A 20,190-nucleotide genomic window follows, 5' to 3' on the forward strand; every position below is an offset into this window, starting at 1 on the left:
TCCTAAAAATAAATAGAGGAATAAAGAAAAATTTCTAAAATAGAATAATTTAAGAATTAGTGGGGAGTTATGGCAGGAAAAAGTAAAGCAATAGGAGAAGAATTATATAATAAGTGTAACCTGGAATTAAAGAAGCACGGCATAAGAGGAGAGATAGGAAGAAGATTACAGGCAATAATATCTGCAAAAGAATATGGAATAACAAAAGTTGCTCAAATATACCGAATTACTAGAACTACATTGATGAAGTGGATTACAAGATTTAAGGAAGGAGGAGTCAATGCGTTTAAAATACAACCAGGACGTGGAGTAAAGCCGAAGTTGAGCTACAAGCAGCAAGAAGAAATTAAAAATGTCATAGCAGAAGAAGGAGCCAACCTAACGGCTAAGAAATTAAAAATCATAATTGAGAAAATGTTTTCTATTGAGGTAAGTAAGTCTACAGCACATAGACTGATGCAAAAGTTAGGTTTTTCGTATATTACTCCAAGGCCTGTGCACAATAAACAGGATAAAAATAAACAAGAAGAGTTTAAAAAAAAATCTTAATGAAACTATTGTCACGTATCCCGAAAAAGAGCTATTTTTCTTCGATGAGTCGCGGTTTGGCACACATTCAAAGATTGGACACGGGTGGTTTAAAAAAGGCATTAGGACACAGGTTAAGGTAAAATTAGGTAGGCAAAACTTTTATCTCTATAGTGCAGTTAATCCTAGAAATCGAGAGAGTTCTAGCTTATTCGTACCAAACGTCAATACTGATTGTATGAATATATTCCTTGAGCAGATGTCACAATATTTAGGAACAAGGGAGGCATTTCTTGTTGTGGATTGTGCAGGATGGCATAGATCCAAAGGTTTAAAAATACCACAAAATATTACCTTAATCTATTTACCTCCATATTCACCAGAGTTAAATCCAGTAGAGCGTTTATGGCAATATTTGAAAGACAATCTCATTAAAAATAGAATATATGACTCTGTTAGTTTATTGGAGGATACTGTATGTGCATTCATTCGTAATATTACGGAAAGTTCGATCAAAACCATTTGTTCTGTGAGTTATTTGCCTACTTATTTATGAGATTTGGTATTACCTTCTTTTCCACCCAATGTTTTACGTAATTGAACTTTCGACCAGAGTTCCCTATCCTAAAGTAGTTTACCCACCCTCTCAATATCGGATTGATGTCATGTATCACTCTTTTTATCGGTTGCGATTTATAGCGCCGAAATATTTCCTTCAACTTGCGTAGCAGGTTTGTTCGTGCTTTCATCTGCGGTGTTTTCCTGACATTCCATTTTCCTTGTCTTGTGATATTCTCTTGAAAATCAAACCCTAGGAAGCTAAATGTTTCTCCTTTCTTTAGGTTGATGACTTTTGTCTTTTCTTCATTTACGCTCACTTCTAGTTTTGCTAATTCTTCTTCCAACCTTCTGTATACTGCTCTTTCTAGCCATTCCCGTTTCGGGTGTTCACTAATCAGTATCACTAAATCGTCTGCCCATCTGGCATATTCCATACGTTGGTACTTTCCTTCTTTGGTCACCTCTTTTGCTTTCTCCAACATTTTATCTACCTCATTTAGGTATATATTGCTTAGTAGTGGCGAAAGTGGTGATCCTTGTGCTATTCCTCGTTTTCCTCCTGTTTTGAGGATTAGCTTAATCATGCGCATGATTTCTTTGTCATTTATTCTTTTGGCAATCTTTTCCATCAGAATATGATGTCGCACATTGTCGAAGTAGGATTTCAGATCTACGTCAATTACTTTTGTATTGCCTTTGATTGCTGCTTCCGTTACTTTTTGTACTGCTTCATGCGCATTACGCTTAGGTCTATACCCGTATGATCCTTTTTGGAAGTCTGATTCGAATATCGGTTCAAGTATTAGCTTCAGTGCTGTTTGCACTATTCTATCCCGGATGCAGGGTATGTTCAACTTTCTGAATTTTCCTCCAGATTTTGGTATTTCCTTCCTCCGGTTCCTATTTGGGCTATAGGTCTTGGTTATTAGTTCGTGTCTTATTTGTTGAAGATACTTTTCTAAGCCTTCTGCCTCTATCGATTCGAATGTCATCCCATCTATTCCTGGTGCCCCATTACTCTTCTTTGTTAGCTTATATGCTTCTTCCAGTGTCTCCATCTTACAGACGTGAACATAGATTCCCCAGAATCGCCATTCCGGTTCTGCTTTCGCTTTGATATATATCTTTCTTCTCAGGTCTTGTAATTTTATTGGCATTTTTATCATTTTTACCTTTACCTTCCTTTTGTTAAAAGATTTCTACTAGCAGGGTGCCTTTGCTCCATGAGCGTTACCTCACTTCTTCACTACTACGCACCCATCTGCCACCCTCTCATCTTCAGTTCACTTCCTGTTTTCCAGTTATAGAACCTACCTCTCCAAGGTATTTCTCCTTGGGATGAGGAGGGCTTCTCCAGTTGCTTTGTATGTCCTCATTGCCATGCCGTTACTAACACCCCGCTGAAGTAGACCTATCGTTTCATTCGTTTTTCGTCTGGTCTATTCTGTCTTCGCCAGTACCAAGATGGCTCGACCTTCAGAATATTCCTTTCGAGGCAATCTGTGTATTCGCTTTCGCTACGGCCTGGTAATTCGCCATTATCCTACGATAATGTTGTCGGTAGGCTTCAACATTTTGGTTTCCCTCCATGCTGCTACCCAAGCTACAGGATTCCGACTTTTATCCTGGTAGGTCTATCTCCTACTGAACAATACTTGCCTTCTCTGGACGCACTTGGTACGGAAAAAAACAAGAAGATTCTCATCCATTTTTTGAACGATATTTTAGGGTGTACTGAAGTTAATGTTATACAAGAAATAGAATTCATCAACACTGCTCTGAATCCTGAATTTGCCTCTGAGAGACAAAGTATAGTTGATGTTCTCTGTCAAGATTCTGTTGGGGAACAGATTTGTGGTCGAAATGCAGCTCGCTCGCGACAAGGGCTTTGAAAAACGCGCACAAGCATATGCTGGTAAAGTTTACTCAAGACAGTCTGGCAGATACACTAATTTAAAGAAGGTCTTCTTTATTGCGATTTCAAATTGTATTTTGTTTCCTAAGAAATCCAATTATATATCTAGCAATACTATAAGAGATGAGGAAACTAATGAGCATGACTTACAATGCTTAAGCTTAAAGCATTAGATGCTTTTTACAAGATACAAGGCAGAAACTTATCAATAAGCCCCCATCAAGAATCTTATCTGTTAGCTATATATAAAATTTGATACTCTGACTACAATATACTACTATAGATAAAAGTGTTATCAATGGAGCAAAGTATGGAATTAACAGTAGGAAATAATGTACCATACTACTATAATACCACAGAAGTGGTATTAATGGAGCGAGGTATGGAATTAGCAGTAGGAAATAATGTACCATATTACTATAATACCATAAAAGTGTTATTAATGGAGCAAGGTATGGAATTAGCAGTAGGAAATAATGCACCTGATTTTAGCTTACCAACAGATTCTGGTGAAAATTTATCATTGAGTGAATTTTTTGATAAAAAAAATGTAGTTCTTTATTTTTATCCTAAAGACGATACTCCGGGTTGTAGGATGGAGGCAAAAGGCTTTAGAGATAAAATAGATGATTTTTCTTCCCTTGACACAGTGATAATTGGTGTATCAAAAGATAGTGTTAAGCGCCACGCTAACTTCAAAGCAAAATATTCTCTGCCATTTTCCTTAGTTTCTGATGAGAATGCTGAAATGTTGGAAAAATATGGTGTTTGGGTAGAGAAAAGTATGTTTGGCAAAAAGTATATGGGAATAGAGCGCACTACTTTTTTAATAGATAAAAAAGGTAAAGTAGTAAAGATCTGGAAAAATGTAAAAGTTAGTGGGCATGTTGATGAGGTTCTGGAAGAAGTAAGGAAAATGTAAACTAAAGAATAGGTTAATGGCTACCCATTGCTACATAAAAAAGCTGAAATTACATAATTTTCGTAGCCACTCAAACTTTGAACTGGATTCAGATGATAGCTCAGTTGTAATAACTGGCGAAAATGGTATTGGTAAAACTAATATACTTGAAGCAATCTCGTTGCTTGCTAAAAGCAATGGAATGAAAAAAGCAAAAGCCAGTGAGATACAAAATAGATTCAGTAATGAAGATTGGGTAGTGCACTATGATTTTTTTAATGGAACGGATTTTAATTCAATTGGTATCGCAAAGAGTTTTGATAAGAAACTAATACAAATTGATGGAAAAACGCAATCAAGTTATTCATCTCTGTATAAGATATCCAATGTAATATGGCTGATTCCACAAATGGACTATGTTCTTCTTAATTCTCCAAGTGACAGATTAAAATTTTTAGACCGTATAGTTTCACTGTTTGAAGAAAATTACACTTGCTGCTACATGAAATATAGAAAAGCTAAACATGAGCGAAGTAAACTATTGAGGGAGAACATTTTGAACAAAAACTGGTTCTCTAGTCTTGAAAACATAATGGCCGTTAATGCAGTTAGTATTTTACATATGCGATCGTCTGTTTTAAAAATATTACAAGATACAATTGATAACCATTCCAGTAAGCTTTTTCCGAAGGCAAGTTTGAAATTCAGCAGCCAGCTAACTTTGGACGATACTGCAGAATATTTTCAGAATCGTCTAAAGGAAAACAGAGAAAAAGATTCATTGACTGGTAGAGTAACCCTTGGTGTGCATAACGATAATTTTCGGGTTTTTTGTCAAAAAAGAAACGTACCAATAAATCTATGCTCCACTGGAGAACAAAAGTTATTACTGCTTTCTATTATTTTATCCAGTGTAAAAGCAAGGTGTATTCATTACAATAAGGCACCACTTCTTCTACTTGATGATATAATGTCTCATCTGGATAAACATTACAGAAAGGCGTTAATAGAGGAAGTGTTAAGTATTCAATGTCAAACTTGGATAACTGATGTAAATCAAGATAATTTCAATAGCTATCTTTATTCTTTCAAGTTTTTTGAATTGTTAAGTAAATAAGTGACAATATTCTTCTGCAAAAGGAAAGAAATACTTACGTCCTTGGTCTTTTATTATATGACTGTGACCTTACCCAGATGATATGAATAAGTATTGCTTGGTTGAAAGCAAGAGAAGATAATAACTTTTCAGAGTGGATAGGTGGCAGGTTGGTACTTCTTTTGAGGCACTTTCTGCTCTTACATGGAGTGTAGGAAGAAGACCTCGTGACCCAGATTCTGCCACCGGCGAGGCTCACAAAATGTGATGACCTCGTATAGGAGTTTGGAACAACCGGTACTCTGATATATTGAAATATGCAATTGGAGGAAAAAATGCGTCACATTGGAGTTATACTAATAGCTTTACTGCTTGTTATCTGCAAGAAGGGAAGCCAGAGTATATTCAAACGTTTTGCTTAAAAGACTTGGATAATTTTATCGAAAATCTTCAAGAAACAGATAAAGTGGCTATAGAAGCAACAGGCAATAGCTGTTTCTTTTATGATGCAGTTTCACCTTACGTTAAGCGTGTGGTAATAGTCGCTCCCGGACAGTTTGAAGTTGTGCGCCGCTCTATACACAAAACAGACAAGCATGATGCAAGAGCTATTGCTTTCTTTCTAAGCAAAGATATGTTGCCTGAGGCAAGGCATAAAAGCAAACAATGTTAGCAGTTATAGTATTTTCTAAAACGAATGATAAACGTCTAAAATGGTATTACCAACTAAAAGGTGTAAGTCTGTACATTGATGCATTAGAGGTCTGAGGCGACTTTTGATGGTGTGCCAACAATGTCTATCGGATTTAGATCAGGTGAATATGTTGGAAGATAAAGCAAATGACAGCCAAAAGACTCTATTAATGACTTTGTTTTGGGAGTTTTATGGAATGTAGCATTATCCATAACTATGGTTGTATTACGCTGCAATTGTGGTTCGCTCTAACCATACATTAAATACATCTTTATTACACCCTCCTGTGAAGGTCATTGGTGCAATAAACTTCTTTTCAATCCATCCACCTATTATACTCACTCTTTCCCGCTTTTTTCCTGGAACATCAGCATATATTTTTTCTCCTCTTGGAGCTCGTGCATATTCTCAGTATAGAATATATTATACCTTTATCATTCGCTTTTGAAAATACTATAAAACAGAAACAAAAGTGCTGTTTATTGCAGCTTTTGGGTAATTTAATAGTAAAAATTTTAGAGAGAAATTTTATACACTATCACTGATATTTTCCCTTAAGTTGACGCCATTGCCTGAACAGATACACTCGGATTTTTTATATAACTATATTTACTATCTTATTTGGTACAGCATATACAGTGCGAACTTTGCTTTGACCGATCTTACTGGACACAGAGTCTATCGCTATTTTCTTCAATTCTTCTTGAGGTAAGTTAATTGCTACCTTTATTGTTGTGCGTAATTTTCCATTGATTTGCACTGCTATAGTTACCGTATCGTCAACTAATAATGATTCATCAGCTTTTGGCCAAGGTTGACCTCCTATTTCTTGCCATAGGCTTTCAGCTAGATGTGGTATGAATGGTTCGATTACTCTGATTAATATACATATACCTTCATCAATAAGAGATTTTCCAGTTTTTACATCTATTTCAGCTATTAAGTTCGTCATCTCACGAAATTTTGCCACTACACAGTTTAATCTGCAGTTTTCCAAGTCATCTGTAAGTCCGTGTAAGAGTTTATGAATTTTTTTTCTGTACTCTAGAAGTCCACCCGTAATACTTTCATTATCATAGTGTATATTTACAGGTCTCAGCTGCATGACCATACGCCACAATTTATTTACATAACGAGAACAACCTTCCACGCCATCATCGGACCATTCCATATCTTTTTCTGGAGGAGTGTCGGACAACACAAACAAGCGAGCAGTATCAGCACCATACTTTTCTATGATAAAATTTGGATCAACTGTGTTCTTTTTCGACTTGCTCATTTTTTCAACTTTGCCCACTTGAACCTTAGCTCCTTGTGCAATCAACTCTTTTGCTTCTGGGGGAAATAGCCACTTACCATTTTCGTCTTTATAAGTTGCATGGCAGACCATTCCTTGAGTGATTAAAGTAGAGAAAGGCTCTTTAATAGCAAAATAGCCACATTTGGTTAAAGCACGGCAGAAAAATCGTGAGTAAAGCAAATGCAGAATTGCATGTTCTATCCCACCTATATAATAATCAACAGGCATAAAACGATTACATGCATCTTTGTCTATTGATTTATCTTCACTACAGAATGCAGCAAAATACCAGGAAGACTCAAAAAAGGTGTCGAATGTATCAGTTTCACGCTCTGCTTGCTTTCCACATTTTGGGCAATCAACGAACTTCCAAGTTGGGTGCTTATCCAGCGGATTGCCACCACTTGTAAATTCTACATCTGCAGGTAGAACTACAGGAAGGTCTTTTTCTGGCACTTGCACAGTTCCACAATCTTTACAATATATTATAGGTATAGGGCATCCCCAATAACGTTGTCTCGAAATTCCCCAATCATGTAAACGATAGTTTGTTGTTTTCTCACCTACCCCTTTTTCTTTGAGCTTTTTAATGATTACTTCCTTTGCTCTACTTACCGTTAATCCGTTTAAGAACTCAGAGTTAAACATTATCCCATCAACGACCTTCAAGGTCTCTATAGTTTGTGCACCCTCTTCACGAACTACGGGAATAATCGGCAAATTATATTTCTGTGCAAATTCAAAATCACGCTGATCATGTGCAGGGCAACCAAAAATCGCGCCTTCCCCATATTCCATCAACACAAAATTCGCTATGTAAAGCGGCAATTCCTTATCAAGAAATGGATGCTTGACGTTTAATCCGGTATAAACTCCTATTTTTTCATCATTCTCCCCATTTGTTTTTATGTTATCGATAAAGTCCTGTATTTCTTTATTTTTTAAATCCTGCACAATAGGGTGCTCTGCTGCCACTGCACAAAAAGAAGCCCCAAATAAAGTATGAGGATAAGTTGTAAAAACCTTCAATTTCTTATTTAGACCAACTACTTCAAACTCTATGGTGACCCCTTCGGATTTTCCTATCCAGCGCTCTTGCATTGTTTTGACTTTTTCTGGCCAATTTTTCAAACTTTGCAGGCACTTGAGTAAGTCTTCAGCGAAATCAGTAATCTTTAAAAACCATTGGGACAACTTACGTTTTTTAACAACTGCACCTGATCGCCACCCTTTTCCATCAACCACCTGTTCATTTGCAAGCACTGTTTGGTCCACTGGATCCCAGTTAACCCATGACTCTTTTCGATAGGCAAGCCCATGCTTTAAAAAATCCAGGAAAAATTTTTGTTCGTGTTTGTAGTAATCAGGCTCACATGTGGAGAGTTCACGCTCCCAATTATAAGAAAGACCTATAGATTTCAACTGTGTACGCATATTATCTATATTCTCTTTTGTCCATGTTTCAGGGCTAATATTATTGTCCCTTGCTGCATTTTCAGCTGGTAATCCAAACGCATCCCAGCCAATTGGATGCAAAACCTCAAATCCACGAGCTCTCTTGTAACGCGCTATCACATCCCCTATTGCATAGTTACGTAAGTGCCCCATATGAATTTTACCGGATGGATATGGAAACATCTCCAATACGTAACATTTCTCTTGTTCACTATTCTTGCTTACAGAAAAATCCCATTTATCTTGATAAAATTTTTCAACACTTTTAAAATCATATTTCATATAAATCCAAATTCAATTACAGTTCACATGCATCAAAGGATCAACCGCTTGGCCATTATGCCGTATTGTGAAACACATCTGTGGATCTTTATCTTGTGTGCTTGATTTACCTGCAGATCCAATCACTTGACCTTGCTTTACTTTATCACCAATTTCAACATGTATGTTTTTTAAATAGGAGTACACAGTCATGTAATTATCTTTGTGTTCTACTATAATTAAATTTCCATACCATCTCAGCCCTTTGCCTACATATACCACTTTGCCGGGTGCAGAGGCAACTACATTCGTTCCATTTTGAGCAGCAATTTTTATGCCATCCTTACACATTTCATCAGAAGAGGTAGCTGAAATAACTGTACCTTTAACTGGCATTACAAATTTGCAATTTACCCCCACGTTTTGTGCATTATTGTTATCTTTGTATATCCTGTTTATGATGCCTTTTCTATTTTCTTTTTTTATTAAAGGCTCCCTAATTAAATGGTACTCTCTTGTATATTCCAGCTCTCTTTTTCCGTAAAATTCTTCGCCTTTAAGCAGCACAGGTGCAGGTTTTTGCAGGCCACAGCCTATTAATATTGCTAATAATATAAGAAATGAAGCTATATGCCACATTTTAGATATATCAACTCTCACAAAACTCCAAAATTTTAGCGAGACGTAGTGTTTCACGCCTGTTCGTTACTTTCCTCGTTATTTATTTTACTAGTTAAATAATCCCTCAAATCGGTAAGTTCTTGCAACAAATTCTTTGGATCACGATTGACTTTTATATCATTACCAAATTCTTTTTGCACTCCTTTTATTGTATATCCTTTATCATATAGCATGTATTTTACTTTCTTTATGGCCTCTATACACTTAAGATCATATAGCCTTCTTCCTTTACGCTTTGTAGGCTTAATTTGATGAAATTGACCTTCCCAAAATCTTAAAACATGCTGTTCCAAATGTAGCTCTTCAGCTACTTCCCCAATCGTATAAAATAATTTTTCCTTATTCATTAATTATTGATTAATTTTTTTATAATTTTTGAAGGCCTAAAAGAAATTGAATTTCTTGCCTGAATCATCACTTTCTCTGATGTATTTGGTATATTTCCTGGTCTTTCCTTCTTTTTCTTAACCAAGAATGTTCCAAGTGACGATATTTTTACTATTCCATCCTTTACCAAGCTTGTCTTTATTTCGTTCAATATATCATCTATTATCGAAGCAGAGTCTTCCTTTGATAATCCTATTTCTTGGTTTATATTTTCAGCTATCGTTGCCTTAGTTACTGTTGTGTCTTTTGTTGTAACGTGATCCATTATTGATAAATATTACAATACGTAAATATAATATAGCAATCGACTCGAGATTCAGCTACTTTATTTTTTAGGGTATGTCTCTTCTGTAGCATAATTTAAAATACTAGCAACTGCCAACATTACAAATATTGCAAAAAGCGCCATTTGATGATCTGTAAAAAGTGCTAGCATTGACACTATAATTCCGCTGACAATAAACATAAACCCATTGATAATGGATGATGATGTGCTAATGTATTTTCGTTTCACAATCTCGCTGCCGACAGTAAAATTAAGCATATGTCCTCCCGCAAAAAACCCGAACATTAACATACAAAAGTACACAACGTGGACTGTTAAGTGGCTGCACAACAAAATAATCATTGAAATACCTTGTAACAGAGCAAAAGCAGAGATTACATGCCTTCTATTTTTAAATAGATTTGAGATTCGATCTGCAATTGGAGCACCAACTGCAAGACCAAGCCATAATATTGCGGTTGCTACACCTGACTCCACTGCATCAAGTTCTGAGTTGCTCAGTAACCTTGGAGCCCACAAGGTATTCAGTGCTAAAAATGTTCCAAAAGTAATAGCACCCACCACTGAAGTTATCCAGATATCTCTTAATTTTAGCACTGTGAGTACAGAGCACATTACTGTTCTTATAGAGCTTTTTATTGTGCATTCTTCTGAACTGCTTTCTGGAAGTGTGTTTGGACAAAAAAGCGTAAGTACAAATATCAACACACCAAATAGTATTATGCATACAATCAGATTCTTCCAATCTGCACCTTCGGCAAGCAAGCTAGAGAACAACATTTGAATCACCAAAGCGGAAAGACTTGAAATTGTCTGCACTAGTGAAAACATTAATCCAAATTGGGCAACGGAAAAACATATGCTACTTGTATGAGCAGCACCAATAAAACCAAATGATGCTCCAGTTGCAATCAATACTTGAGATAAAATCAAATGGGAAAAATTGTCACTATTAATAAGGACAAAAAACCCCAAGATCATAGTTGATAACGAGAAAAAATAAATTTTTTTACTGGAAAAAACATTAAACGTTGCCCCACTAAAAAATTGTAAGATAGCAAAAGTCCAAGTATATACTGAGTTATACCAAATCTCATAAATAAGTAGGCAAATAACTCACAGAACAAATGGTTTTGATCGAACTTTCCGTAATATTACGAATGAATGCACATACAGTATCCTCCAATAAACTAACAGAGTCATATATTCTATTTTTAATGAGATTGTCTTTCAAATATTGCCATAAACGCTCTACTGGATTTAACTCTGGTGAATATGGAGGTAAATAGATTAAGGTAATATTTTGTGGTATTTTTAAACCTTTGGATCTATGCCATCCTGCACAATCCACAACAAGAAATGCCTCCCTTGTTCCTAAATATTGTGACATCTGCTCAAGGAATATATTCATACAATCAGTATTGACGTTTGGTACGAATAAGCTAGAACTCTCTCGATTTCTAGGATTAACTGCACTATAGAGATAAAAGTTTTGCCTACCTAATTTTACCTTAACCTGTGTCCTAATGCCTTTTTTAAACCACCCGTGTCCAATCTTTGAATGTGTGCCAAACCGCGACTCATCGAAGAAAAATAGCTCTTTTTCGGGATACGTGACAATAGTTTCATTAAGATTTTTTTTTAAACTCTTCTTGTTTATTTTTATCCTGTTTATTGTGCACAGGCCTTGGAGTAATACCAATTCCTAAAAATAAATAGAGGAATAAAGAAAAATTTCTAAAATAGAATAATTTAAGAATTAGTGGGGAGTTATGGCAGGAAAAAGTAAAGCAATAGGAGAAGAATTATATAATAAGTGTAACCTGGAATTAAAGAAGCACGGCATAAGAGGAGAGATAGGAAGAAGATTACAGGCAATAATATCTGCAAAAGAATATGGAATAACAAAAGTTGCTCAAATATACCGAATTACTAGAACTACATTGATGAAGTGGATTACAAGATTTAAGGAAGGAGGAGTCAATGCGTTTAAAATACAACCAGGACGTGGAGTAAAGCCGAAGTTGAGCTACAAGCAGCAAGAAGAAATTAAAAATGTCATAGCAGAAGAAGGAGCCAACCTAACGGCTAAGAAATTAAAAATCATAATTGAGAAAATGTTTTCTATTGAGGTAAGTAAGTCTACAGCACATAGACTGATGCAAAAGTTAGGTTTTTCGTATATTACTCCAAGGCCTGTGCACAATAAACAGGATAAAAATAAACAAGAAGAGTTTAAAAAAAAATCTTAATGAAACTATTGTCACGTATCCCGAAAAAGAGCTATTTTTCTTCGATGAGTCGCGGTTTGGCACACATTCAAAGATTGGACACGGGTGGTTTAAAAAAGGCATTAGGACACAGGTTAAGGTAAAATTAGGTAGGCAAAACTTTTATCTCTATAGTGCAGTTAATCCTAGAAATCGAGAGAGTTCTAGCTTATTCGTACCAAACGTCAATACTGATTGTATGAATATATTCCTTGAGCAGATGTCACAATATTTAGGAACAAGGGAGGCATTTCTTGTTGTGGATTGTGCAGGATGGCATAGATCCAAAGGTTTAAAAATACCACAAAATATTACCTTAATCTATTTACCTCCATATTCACCAGAGTTAAATCCAGTAGAGCGTTTATGGCAATATTTGAAAGACAATCTCATTAAAAATAGAATATATGACTCTGTTAGTTTATTGGAGGATACTGTATGTGCATTCATTCGTAATATTACGGAAAGTTCGATCAAAACCATTTGTTCTGTGAGTTATTTGCCTACTTATTTATGAGATTTGGTATCAGACATCCTAGTATTTTTTCTTTATTAGTTAGTGCAGTCTTCAAATGGATCATAAATAGTAGATTGGGTGTTCGTTTTTTACATTTTGCTGCAGAAAAGAACTTTTATAATATCATTCGATTCCTTGTCCAACATGGTGCTAACGTTGATGCTGCTGATAGAGAAGGCAATACAGTACTACACGTTGCTTCCATATTTGGCTTTATCGAAATAGTACAAACTGTTGCAGCAAGAACTGAAAATATTAACGTCTATAATATTTACGGTAATACTCCTTTACATTTTTCAATAAAGTATAAGCAATTGTATGCTATGCAAAGGCTATTACGATATGGTGCCGATATTAATCGCCTAAATGGTCTAGGTGAGTCACCTCTTCATATAGCTGTAAAATGTGCTGATGGGGTAATGTTGGGGTTACTGATAAAGGGAGGCGCCTTTCTCGAAACTAAAAATGCAGAAGAAAGTACTCCTTTGCACCTTGCAGTTTCATTAAATAAGAAAGAGTATGTAGAGCTTTTATTGCAAAGCTGGGCAGATGTTAACGCAATTGGGAAAAGTGGTTGTACACCATTGCATCTGGCTGTTATGAATAGCAATAAAGAAATTGTGGAATTATTGCTGAGTAGAAAAGCAAATGTTTATCTGAAATGTTTTTATAACTCTGAAGAAGGTTACACAGCACTAGAGAACGCTGTAGCAGATGAAAATGAAGAAATTATAGAATTATTTCTGCTTTACGGAATAACCTTAAAATAGCGGAGTGCAACAATGTCCTACGAGCAGATTTCTATATGTGGCATAATACTAATCATTGCTATTAAAATACTTTCCTTTTTTAGGAAACGAGCGTATAAAAGTCTTATCAGAAAAGTGTCACTAAAAGAGAGTGAAGAGAAAATTGAACATAACCTTCAAGTTTATAAAGAAAATCTAAAAATAATTGGTGTTGCAAAACCAGTGGGCAAATGGACAAAAATGGCTATACTCAATAATGAATTGATGCAGCGCTTGACACAATGTAACCGTTCACGGAGATAAGGTGGTTTACAAAGTAAGTATAAAAGTGTAAAGAGATAGGAAGCTAAATATGGAATGGGTAAATGACAACAGTGCTGCAAGAAAAGGTTGTAGCAGAAAACGCTAATCTCAAGGAAGAAATAAAAGCACTGATCAGAGAAAATGATAGCTTGAAAGCAAAAATAGTTGAATTAGAAGACAAATTGGGCTTAAATTCGCAAAATTCATCGCTGCCACCATCACGAGATATATATCGTAAGAAAGCAAAAAAGAAAAGTGATAAAAAACCAGGAGGTCAGCCAGGACATAAGGTGCATAAGCGTGAATTAATGGCTGCAGACGAGGTAGTGAGATGCACAATTGATACAATTTGTATGTGTGGAGGTAAGATTACTTTAGAAGATGAAATTATTCATCAGAAGGCAGAGTTGCCAGAAATTAAGCCAATTGTAACTGAGTACAGGTTGCAAAGAGGACATTGTAGAGTATGTAATAAAAGAATTACAGCAAATTTACCCGAAGGTGTTGCAAGAGATTTTCTAGGACCCAATGCTAAAACAGTTATAAGCAGCCTTAGCGGCTTTTTTATTAACTCAAAAAGAGAGGTACAGCAAATTTTGGGCAGTATTTTTAATCTAAATATAAGCCTTGGTTTAGTCTCAAATACTGAACGCAGGGTATCGAAGAAGTGTGCATCTGAATATGAGAAAATGAAGGAAGAGTTGCAAGGAAGCGAGTATTTGCATATAGACGAAACAGGGCACAGAAATCAAGGAAAGAGAGGCTGGAGTTGGGTAATAACAAACAAAGCGTTGACACTTCTGAAGGTAAGCGAGTCTCGTGGTAAGAAGGTGTTGAAGAGTTTACTGCCAGAATATGATGGTATATTTGTGAGCGATAGATACGCTGTATACAATTACTTCAATCGTGAAAATAGACAGATATGTTGGGCACATCTGGCAAGAGATTTTGAGAGATTTGCCCATAGTAAAAATGTTGAAGTGAGCAAAATTGGCCAAGCACTAAAATCGCTCAGCAATAAGGTGTTTGTAGTAGATAAGGCAAAAAAACAAAATTTGATAGATAATTTGAGATTTTATCGACTGGTGCGAAAAATTCGGAAAAGGGTAAAACATTTTTTACGTAAAATGACGAGGGTTGCAAATAGTACTCAAGCTTCAAGAATGGCCGCTAAGATGTTACGATCTGAGGATATGATGTGGAAGTTTTTAAGAAAACCTGAAGTGATAGAAACAACTAATAACCTTGCAGAACGGCAAATTAGACGGTACGTAATTTATCGTAAAAACAGCTTTTTCACCTGGTCAGAACGTGGAGAAAGATTCGTGGAAAGAATGTTGTCGATATTTTTGACATCACGTCTAAATGGCCAGAACCCCTTTCAAAAGCTACAGAATCTAGTAGCTGTCACTGCTTAGTTCTTTAATTCATTCTCACAATCCGTGAACGGTTACACTGTATGTGCATTCATTCGTAATATTACGGAAAGTTCGATCAAAACCATTTGTTCTGTGAGTTATTTGCCTACTTATTTATGAGATTTGGTATAACTATTTGCTTAAAAAAGATAAAATAAAAAAAAATCTCAATTAAGGTATTTACAACTATATTTTTTATGATAACATAAGTAAAATTTTTAAAATAAATTAACGGGTGTGGGTGTTTAATGGTAGAGAGTAGAAAAGAACAAGATAAAAATCTCAATATAAATACAAATAATGTTAAAGAAGATTATTATGAATATAAAAAATCTAGTTATCGTACACAATGGGAATTAGCATTTGAGCAAAGTCAATACTTAGAGCAGAATAAGAATAAACCTAGACCACAATTATTAGATTTGAATATAGAAGCGACTTCTCGTAATAAAAGAATTATTAAAAGGCGATAAAAAGAAATTTTTATAAACTTGGCGGCGACCTACTCTCCCTTTTCAAGTACCATCAGCGCTAAAAAGTTTCACTTCCGAGTTCGAGATGAGATCGGGTGGTTCATTTTTGCTATAGCCACCAAGTCAATAAAAATTTCTAACTTAACAATTTTAACTTAATATTTAACACTGCATACACACATATAGAAAGCAAATAAATCAATCAAGCTATTAGTACTAGTTAGCTTCACATGTTACCATGCTTCCACACCTAGCCTATCAACGTGGTAGTCTTCCACGGCCTTAATTGGGAAATCTTTTTGAAGAGGGTTTCTTGCTTATATGCTTTCAGCAATTATCCCATCTATACATAGCCACCCAGCGATGCTATTGGCATAACAGCTGGTACACCAGAGGTATATCCATCTCGGTCCTCTCGTACTAGAGTCAGACCTTCTCAAATTTCCTTCACCCACGGCAGATAGAAACCGAACTGTCTCACGACGTTCTAAACCCAACTCACGTATCACTTTAATCGGCGAACAGCCGAACCCTTGGGACCTTCTTCAGCCCCAGGATGTGATGAGTCGACATCGAGGTGCCAAACGGTGTCGTCGCTATGAACGCTCGAACACCATCAGCCTGTTATCCCCGGCGTACCTTTTATCCGTTGAGCGATGACCCTTCCATACAGAATCACCGGATCACTATGACCGACTTTCGTCTCTGCTTGGCTTGTCAGCCTCGCAGTCAGGCAAGCTTATGCCATTATACTATCAAGCTGATTTCCGACCAGCTCTAGCTTACCTTCGCACGCCTCCGTTACTTTTTAGGAGGCGACCGCCCCAGTCAAACTACCCACCATACAATGTCCTAGTTCCAGATAATGAAACATAGTTAGATATCAAAAGTGTAAAGGGTGGTATCTCAAGGTTGACTCCATTATAGCTAGCGCCATAACTTCAAAGTCTCCCACCTATCCTGCACATCACACTTTTAATAGCAATGTAAAGCTATAGTAAAGGTGCACGGGGTCTCTTCGTCTAACCGCGGGTACCCCGCATCTGCACGGGGAATTCAATTTCGCTGAAGTGATGTTGGAGACAGTGGAGAAATCGTTACGCCATTCGTGCGGGTCGGAACTTACCCGACAAGGAATTTCGCTACCTTAGGACCGTCAGTGTTACGGCCGCCGTTTACTGGGGCTTCAATTTAGAGCTTGCACCCCTCCTATTAACCTTCCAGCACCGGGCAGGCGTCAGACCCTATACTTCCACTTACGTGTTTGCAGAGTCCTGTGTTTTTAGTAAACAGTCGCTACTCCCTATTTTGTGCCACCTACTCATAGTTGCCTAAAAGCAGGTTACCCTTCTTCCGAAGTTACAGGTATAATTTGCCGAGTTCCTTCAACATCATTCTTTCAACACCTTAGTATACTCTACTCATCCACCAGTGTCGGTTTGCGGTACGGCCTCATAAATATAAGTGCTATTTCCTGGAGCTTCTTTTAAGCATAGATCAATCCAATAAGATCTATACAAATACGAAACCCGTCACACTTAAGAGGTTTAGGAATATTAACCTAATTGCCATCGACTACTCCTTTACGGACTCGCCTTAGGAACCGACTAACCCTACGCAGATTAACTTAACGTAGGAACCCTTAGATTTTTGGTGAGAGTGTTTTTCACACTCTTTTACGCTACTTATGTCAGCATTCTCACTTCCGATATCTCCAGCAGTTTTCACAAACCACCTTCACAGACTTACGGAACGCTCCGCTACCGCGCCTATTGATCGAAATCAATAAGCACTCACATCTTCGGTATACAGCTTTAGCCCCGGTACATTTTCGGCGCAGAAAAACTTATTTAGACAAGTGAGCTGTTACGCTTTCTTTAAAGGATGGCTGCTTCCAAGCCAACCTCCTAGCTGTAATGGTTTTTCTACTTCCTTCCCCACTTAGCTGTAATTTTGGGACCTTAGATAGTGATCTGGGTTGTTTCCCTTTCCACCACGGACTTAGCACCCGTAGTGTGCCTGCTGTATAATTAATTGTTGGTATTCGGAGTTTAGTTAGATTTGGTAAGACGGTGAATCCCCCTAGTCTATCCAGTGCTCTACCCCCAACAACATACATACAACGCTCTACCTAAATAGATTTCGCGGAGAACCAGCTATTTCCAAGTTTGATTGGCCTTTCACCCCTAATCACAACTCATCCAATAATGTTGCAACATTAACTGGTTCGATCCTCCAGTGTGTTTTACCACACCTTCAATCTGGTCATGACTAGATCACTTGGTTTCGGGTCTAATCCATAAAACTAAAACGCCCTATTCAGACTTGCTTTCGCTACGCCTACACCTAACGGCTTAAGCTTGCTTCATAGATTAACTCGCTGACCCATTATGCAAAAGGTACGCTGTCACTCTAAATATCAATAAATTGATATAGAGCTCCAACTGTTTGTAAGCACTTGATTTCAGATTCTATTTCACTCCCCTCCCGGGGTTCTTTTCAACTTTCCCTCACGGTACTTGTTCGCTATCGGTCGTTAAGGAGTATTTAGGCTTGGAGGATGGTCCCCCCATATTCAAACAGGATTTCACGTGCCCCGCTCTACTCAAGGATTTAAAAACTTTCTACTTATACAGGACTATCACCTTCTATGGTTACTATTTCCAGAGTATTCTAATTCTTATTCTTAAATCACTAGCCTTTTCCGCTTTCGCTCGTCACTACTAACAGAATCTCGGTTGATTTCTTTTCCTTTGGCTACTTAGATATTTCAGTTCACCAAGTTTGCTTTACATACTTAGTATGTAATAACTAGCCAAGCTAGTTGGGTTTCCCCATTCGGAAATCTGCGGATCAAAATTTGTTGACAATTCCCCACAGCTTATCGCAGCCTGCCACGTCCTTCATCGCCTCTTAACGCCAAGGCATCCATCAAGTGCTCTTAATAATTTATTTATCCGACTATATGCAGAATATGCAGAGTTAAATATTATTAAAATTGAATTGAGATTAAATTAATCTCTACCATAAAACTTGTCAAACATCTAAAAACTAAATTAATCTTTATATTATAACCTAATAAATAATATGTCAACGCCTTTTTGCACAAAACATTTACTTATATTATCAACAACAATATACTAGCAATCCTAAACAGTACAATCTGAGAAATATGCGGTAAACTTATATATACAGTAAAAATTAATAAAAAAGATATTTTGTAAGATAAAATGTGTTAAAATCAATTGCCTAAAAATGATAATGAACATTCGGAGTATTTCTCATGTATGAAAAGTAATCTCTCTTTTATAAAAAACGTGGCTTTAAATTGTATGTCTAAGCTTATTGGTGTATTAAATATTAAGAAAGTAAAACACTTCATTGTGAATAAATATAATACTCTTCATAAAGAAATGACAGTGCTTCTTAAAAAATCTAAGAACCTGTTAAATACCAACATTGAAATCGGTTTATATCACTTTTATAAAGGTAGCATATCAGATGCAAAGTTACGATTTTGGTTAATTAGCATATTTTACCCCCATTTACCCATAGTCTGGTATAACATCGGAAGGTGTCATTTTGCGGTAGGGAATACTAATAAAGCTTATAATTATTTAACACAGACACTAAAATTAGATAGTGATCACGAGGAGGCATCTTACTATATAAAAAAAATGACAAACTCAGCGCCTATTACAGAATTGCCAAAAAACCTCATAAGACAATATTTTGATTACACAGGTGAATATTTTGTTGAGCATTGGTTGATTGCTAAACAGTATAGAGGGCATGAACTTGTACACATGATAATTACAAAAATCTTCAACAACTCCACTTCTGAGCTCAATATACTTGACCTTGGTTGTGGGACTGGAATATGTGGTCATTTCTTGAAAATAAATAGTACTGGAAGCCACATAACAGGAATTGACATTTCAAGTAGAATGCTAAATATCGCAAGAGGATGCTTTATAAAAGGTAAGCCTGTTTACAATGAATTAATACATATGGAAATGAAAGAGTTTCTTAAACAAAAGAAAAACCAGCAGTATGATGTAATTATCTTTGCTGAAGTGCTACATTATCTACATGACTTTCAAGAAGAATTGGAATTAGCAAAAAGATCTACGAGCAAAAAAGGGGTTATTATATGTTTAATAAGAAGAAAGGAAGGTGAAGGTATTGACTTTGTAAACAAAGGAGACTATTTTCGTCACTCAGAAAGTTATGTTCAACATGTTGCAAAAAAAATAAACATGCAGATAAGTTATATGAGTTACTGTAAAATATATGGCAGTCAGGTTGACGGTATCTTGTTTGCATTACAGCATCAACAAGAAAATCCGAAAAACCTAACTTAAAAATCGCTCAAAGTGGCTTTTAAGTATCTAT

16 protein-coding genes, 2 rRNA genes and 4 pseudogenes are annotated in these 20,190 nt (G+C 36.3%); 11 read left to right on the forward strand and 11 right to left on the reverse strand.

Features of this window, described 5'->3' with window-relative positions; translation table 11 throughout:
* Nucleotides 1–69 precede the first annotated feature (69 nt).
* Nucleotides 70–1,084 (forward strand): IS630 family transposase gene (locus tag WKH12_RS02030; RefSeq protein WP_434732009.1). Its coding sequence is split into 2 segments (ribosomal slippage): nt 70–534 and nt 536–1,084, totalling 1,014 coding nucleotides; the frame shifts between segments, so codons are not numbered across the junction.
* Here WKH12_RS02030 and ltrA read toward each other — a convergent pair.
* Nucleotides 1,071–2,255 carry a group II intron reverse transcriptase/maturase gene (ltrA, locus tag WKH12_RS02035; RefSeq protein WP_434732515.1) on the reverse strand — a complete coding sequence of 395 codons (1,185 nt, stop codon included), beginning with the start codon at nt 2,253–2,255 and terminating at the stop codon, nt 1,071–1,073. The two genes, WKH12_RS02030 and ltrA, sit on opposite strands and share 14 nt — an antisense overlap.
* Before the next feature lie 456 nt (nt 2,256–2,711).
* Here ltrA and WKH12_RS02040 point away from each other — a divergent pair.
* The 4 genes and pseudogenes from WKH12_RS02040 to WKH12_RS02055 all read left to right on the forward strand — a co-directional run.
* A pseudogene (locus WKH12_RS02040) lies at nt 2,712–3,156 on the forward strand (Rpn family recombination-promoting nuclease/putative transposase); the annotation flags it as partial.
* A gap of 302 nt (nt 3,157–3,458) precedes the next feature.
* The gene (gene bcp, locus WKH12_RS02045) at nt 3,459–3,926 is read left to right on the forward strand and encodes a thioredoxin-dependent thiol peroxidase (protein ID WP_434732682.1); all 468 of its coding nucleotides are present in this window, start codon (nt 3,459–3,461) and stop codon (nt 3,924–3,926) included.
* A 16-nt stretch (nt 3,927–3,942) separates the two neighbouring features.
* On the forward strand, nt 3,943–5,022 hold the full coding sequence (gene recF, locus WKH12_RS02050) for a DNA replication/repair protein RecF (protein WP_264328634.1): 1,080 nt from the start codon (nt 3,943–3,945) through the stop codon (nt 5,020–5,022).
* 301 nt (nt 5,023–5,323) lie between these two features.
* A pseudogene (locus WKH12_RS02055) lies at nt 5,324–5,671 on the forward strand (IS110 family transposase); the annotation flags it as partial.
* An 86-nt stretch (nt 5,672–5,757) separates the two neighbouring features.
* On the opposite strand, the gene WKH12_RS02060 reads toward WKH12_RS02055, so the two are convergent.
* The 8 genes and pseudogenes from WKH12_RS02060 to WKH12_RS02095 form a co-directional block, all read right to left on the reverse strand.
* Nucleotides 5,758–5,931 carry a transposase gene (locus tag WKH12_RS02060; RefSeq protein ID WP_434732516.1) on the reverse strand — a complete coding sequence of 58 codons (174 nt, stop codon included), beginning with the start codon at nt 5,929–5,931 and terminating at the stop codon, nt 5,758–5,760.
* A pseudogene (locus WKH12_RS02065) lies at nt 5,921–6,091 on the reverse strand (IS630 family transposase); the annotation flags it as partial. The gene WKH12_RS02060 and the pseudogene WKH12_RS02065, both read right to left, overlap by 11 nt.
* 199 nt (nt 6,092–6,290) lie before the next feature.
* Nucleotides 6,291–8,732, reverse strand: a complete 2,442-nt coding sequence (gene leuS / locus WKH12_RS02070) for a leucine--tRNA ligase (protein WP_434732517.1) — start codon at nt 8,730–8,732, stop codon at nt 6,291–6,293.
* Between the two features lie 12 nt (nt 8,733–8,744).
* Entirely contained in the window at nt 8,745–9,350 is a 606-nt protein-coding gene (locus WKH12_RS02075; RefSeq protein ID WP_434732683.1) for a murein hydrolase activator EnvC family protein, read from the reverse strand.
* Between the two features lie 53 nt (nt 9,351–9,403).
* On the reverse strand, nt 9,404–9,739 hold the full coding sequence (locus tag WKH12_RS02080; protein ID WP_264732147.1) for a MerR family transcriptional regulator: 336 nt from the start codon (nt 9,737–9,739) through the stop codon (nt 9,404–9,406).
* Nucleotides 9,739–10,044 (reverse strand): integration host factor subunit alpha, encoded by a 306-nt coding sequence (locus WKH12_RS02085; RefSeq protein ID WP_434732518.1) that lies wholly within the window; start codon nt 10,042–10,044, stop codon nt 9,739–9,741. Before WKH12_RS02085 ends, WKH12_RS02080 begins: the two co-directional genes overlap by 1 nt.
* A 60-nt stretch (nt 10,045–10,104) precedes the next feature.
* On the reverse strand, nt 10,105–11,178 hold the full coding sequence (locus tag WKH12_RS02090) for an MFS transporter (protein WP_434732684.1): 1,074 nt from the start codon (nt 11,176–11,178) through the stop codon (nt 10,105–10,107).
* Nucleotides 11,159–11,762: pseudogene (locus tag WKH12_RS02095) on the reverse strand (IS630 family transposase); the annotation flags it as partial. The gene WKH12_RS02090 and the pseudogene WKH12_RS02095, both read right to left, overlap by 20 nt.
* Before the next feature lie 75 nt (nt 11,763–11,837).
* Here WKH12_RS02095 and WKH12_RS02100 point away from each other — a divergent pair.
* The 5 genes from WKH12_RS02100 (at nt 11,838) to WKH12_RS02120 (ending at nt 15,795) form a co-directional block, all read left to right on the forward strand.
* Nucleotides 11,838–12,852 (forward strand): IS630 family transposase gene (locus WKH12_RS02100; RefSeq protein WP_434732009.1). Its coding sequence is split into 2 segments (ribosomal slippage): nt 11,838–12,302 and nt 12,304–12,852, totalling 1,014 coding nucleotides; the frame shifts between segments, so codons are not numbered across the junction.
* Nucleotides 12,849–13,622 (forward strand): ankyrin repeat domain-containing protein, encoded by a 774-nt coding sequence (locus tag WKH12_RS02105; RefSeq protein WP_434732519.1) that lies wholly within the window; start codon nt 12,849–12,851, stop codon nt 13,620–13,622. Before WKH12_RS02100 ends, WKH12_RS02105 begins: the two co-directional genes overlap by 4 nt.
* Before the next feature lie 12 nt (nt 13,623–13,634).
* A complete protein-coding gene (locus WKH12_RS02110) occupies nt 13,635–13,904 on the forward strand; it encodes a hypothetical protein (RefSeq protein WP_434732520.1) in 270 nt (89 codons plus the stop codon).
* A gap of 62 nt (nt 13,905–13,966) precedes the next feature.
* Nucleotides 13,967–15,322, forward strand: a complete 1,356-nt coding sequence (tnpC, locus tag WKH12_RS02115) for an IS66 family transposase (RefSeq protein WP_434732010.1) — start codon at nt 13,967–13,969, stop codon at nt 15,320–15,322.
* 248 nt (nt 15,323–15,570) lie between these two features.
* Entirely contained in the window at nt 15,571–15,795 is a 225-nt protein-coding gene (locus WKH12_RS02120; protein ID WP_434732521.1) for a hypothetical protein, read from the forward strand.
* A 16-nt stretch (nt 15,796–15,811) separates the two neighbouring features.
* Here WKH12_RS02120 and rrf read toward each other — a convergent pair.
* A 5S ribosomal RNA gene (gene rrf / locus WKH12_RS02125) occupies nt 15,812–15,918 on the reverse strand.
* A gap of 66 nt (nt 15,919–15,984) precedes the next feature.
* Nucleotides 15,985–18,750 (reverse strand): 23S ribosomal RNA (locus tag WKH12_RS02130).
* 332 nt (nt 18,751–19,082) lie between these two features.
* Here WKH12_RS02130 and WKH12_RS02135 point away from each other — a divergent pair.
* A complete protein-coding gene (locus WKH12_RS02135; protein WP_264329070.1) occupies nt 19,083–20,159 on the forward strand; it encodes a methyltransferase domain-containing protein in 1,077 nt (358 codons plus the stop codon).
* Nucleotides 20,160–20,190: the final 31 nt, after the last annotated feature.

This window comes from Wolbachia endosymbiont of Zygogramma bicolorata, assembly GCF_051130665.1.
Lineage (GTDB): Bacteria > Pseudomonadota > Alphaproteobacteria > Rickettsiales > Anaplasmataceae > Wolbachia.

Bases quoted from the DNA above. Each gene is read 5' to 3' on its own strand.
- ltrA (WP_434732515.1), bottom strand. From the start codon at position 2,255: ATGATAAAAATGCCAATAAAATTACAAGACCTGAGAAGAAAGATATAT.
- bcp (WP_434732682.1), top strand. From the start codon at position 3,459: ATGGAATTAGCAGTAGGAAATAATGCACCTGATTTTAGCTTACCAACA.
- recF (WP_264328634.1), top strand. From the start codon at position 3,943: ATGGCTACCCATTGCTACATAAAAAAGCTGAAATTACATAATTTTCGT.
- leuS (WP_434732517.1), bottom strand. From the start codon at position 8,732: ATGAAATATGATTTTAAAAGTGTTGAAAAATTTTATCAAGATAAATGG.
- WKH12_RS02075 (WP_434732683.1), bottom strand. From the start codon at position 9,350: ATGTGGCATATAGCTTCATTTCTTATATTATTAGCAATATTAATAGGC.
- WKH12_RS02080 (WP_264732147.1), bottom strand. From the start codon at position 9,739: ATGAATAAGGAAAAATTATTTTATACGATTGGGGAAGTAGCTGAAGAG.
- WKH12_RS02085 (WP_434732518.1), bottom strand. From the start codon at position 10,044: ATGGATCACGTTACAACAAAAGACACAACAGTAACTAAGGCAACGATA.
- WKH12_RS02105 (WP_434732519.1), top strand. From the start codon at position 12,849: ATGAGATTTGGTATCAGACATCCTAGTATTTTTTCTTTATTAGTTAGT.
- WKH12_RS02110 (WP_434732520.1), top strand. From the start codon at position 13,635: ATGTCCTACGAGCAGATTTCTATATGTGGCATAATACTAATCATTGCT.
- tnpC (WP_434732010.1), top strand. From the start codon at position 13,967: ATGACAACAGTGCTGCAAGAAAAGGTTGTAGCAGAAAACGCTAATCTC.
- WKH12_RS02120 (WP_434732521.1), top strand. From the start codon at position 15,571: ATGGTAGAGAGTAGAAAAGAACAAGATAAAAATCTCAATATAAATACA.
- WKH12_RS02135 (WP_264329070.1), top strand. From the start codon at position 19,083: ATGAAAAGTAATCTCTCTTTTATAAAAAACGTGGCTTTAAATTGTATG.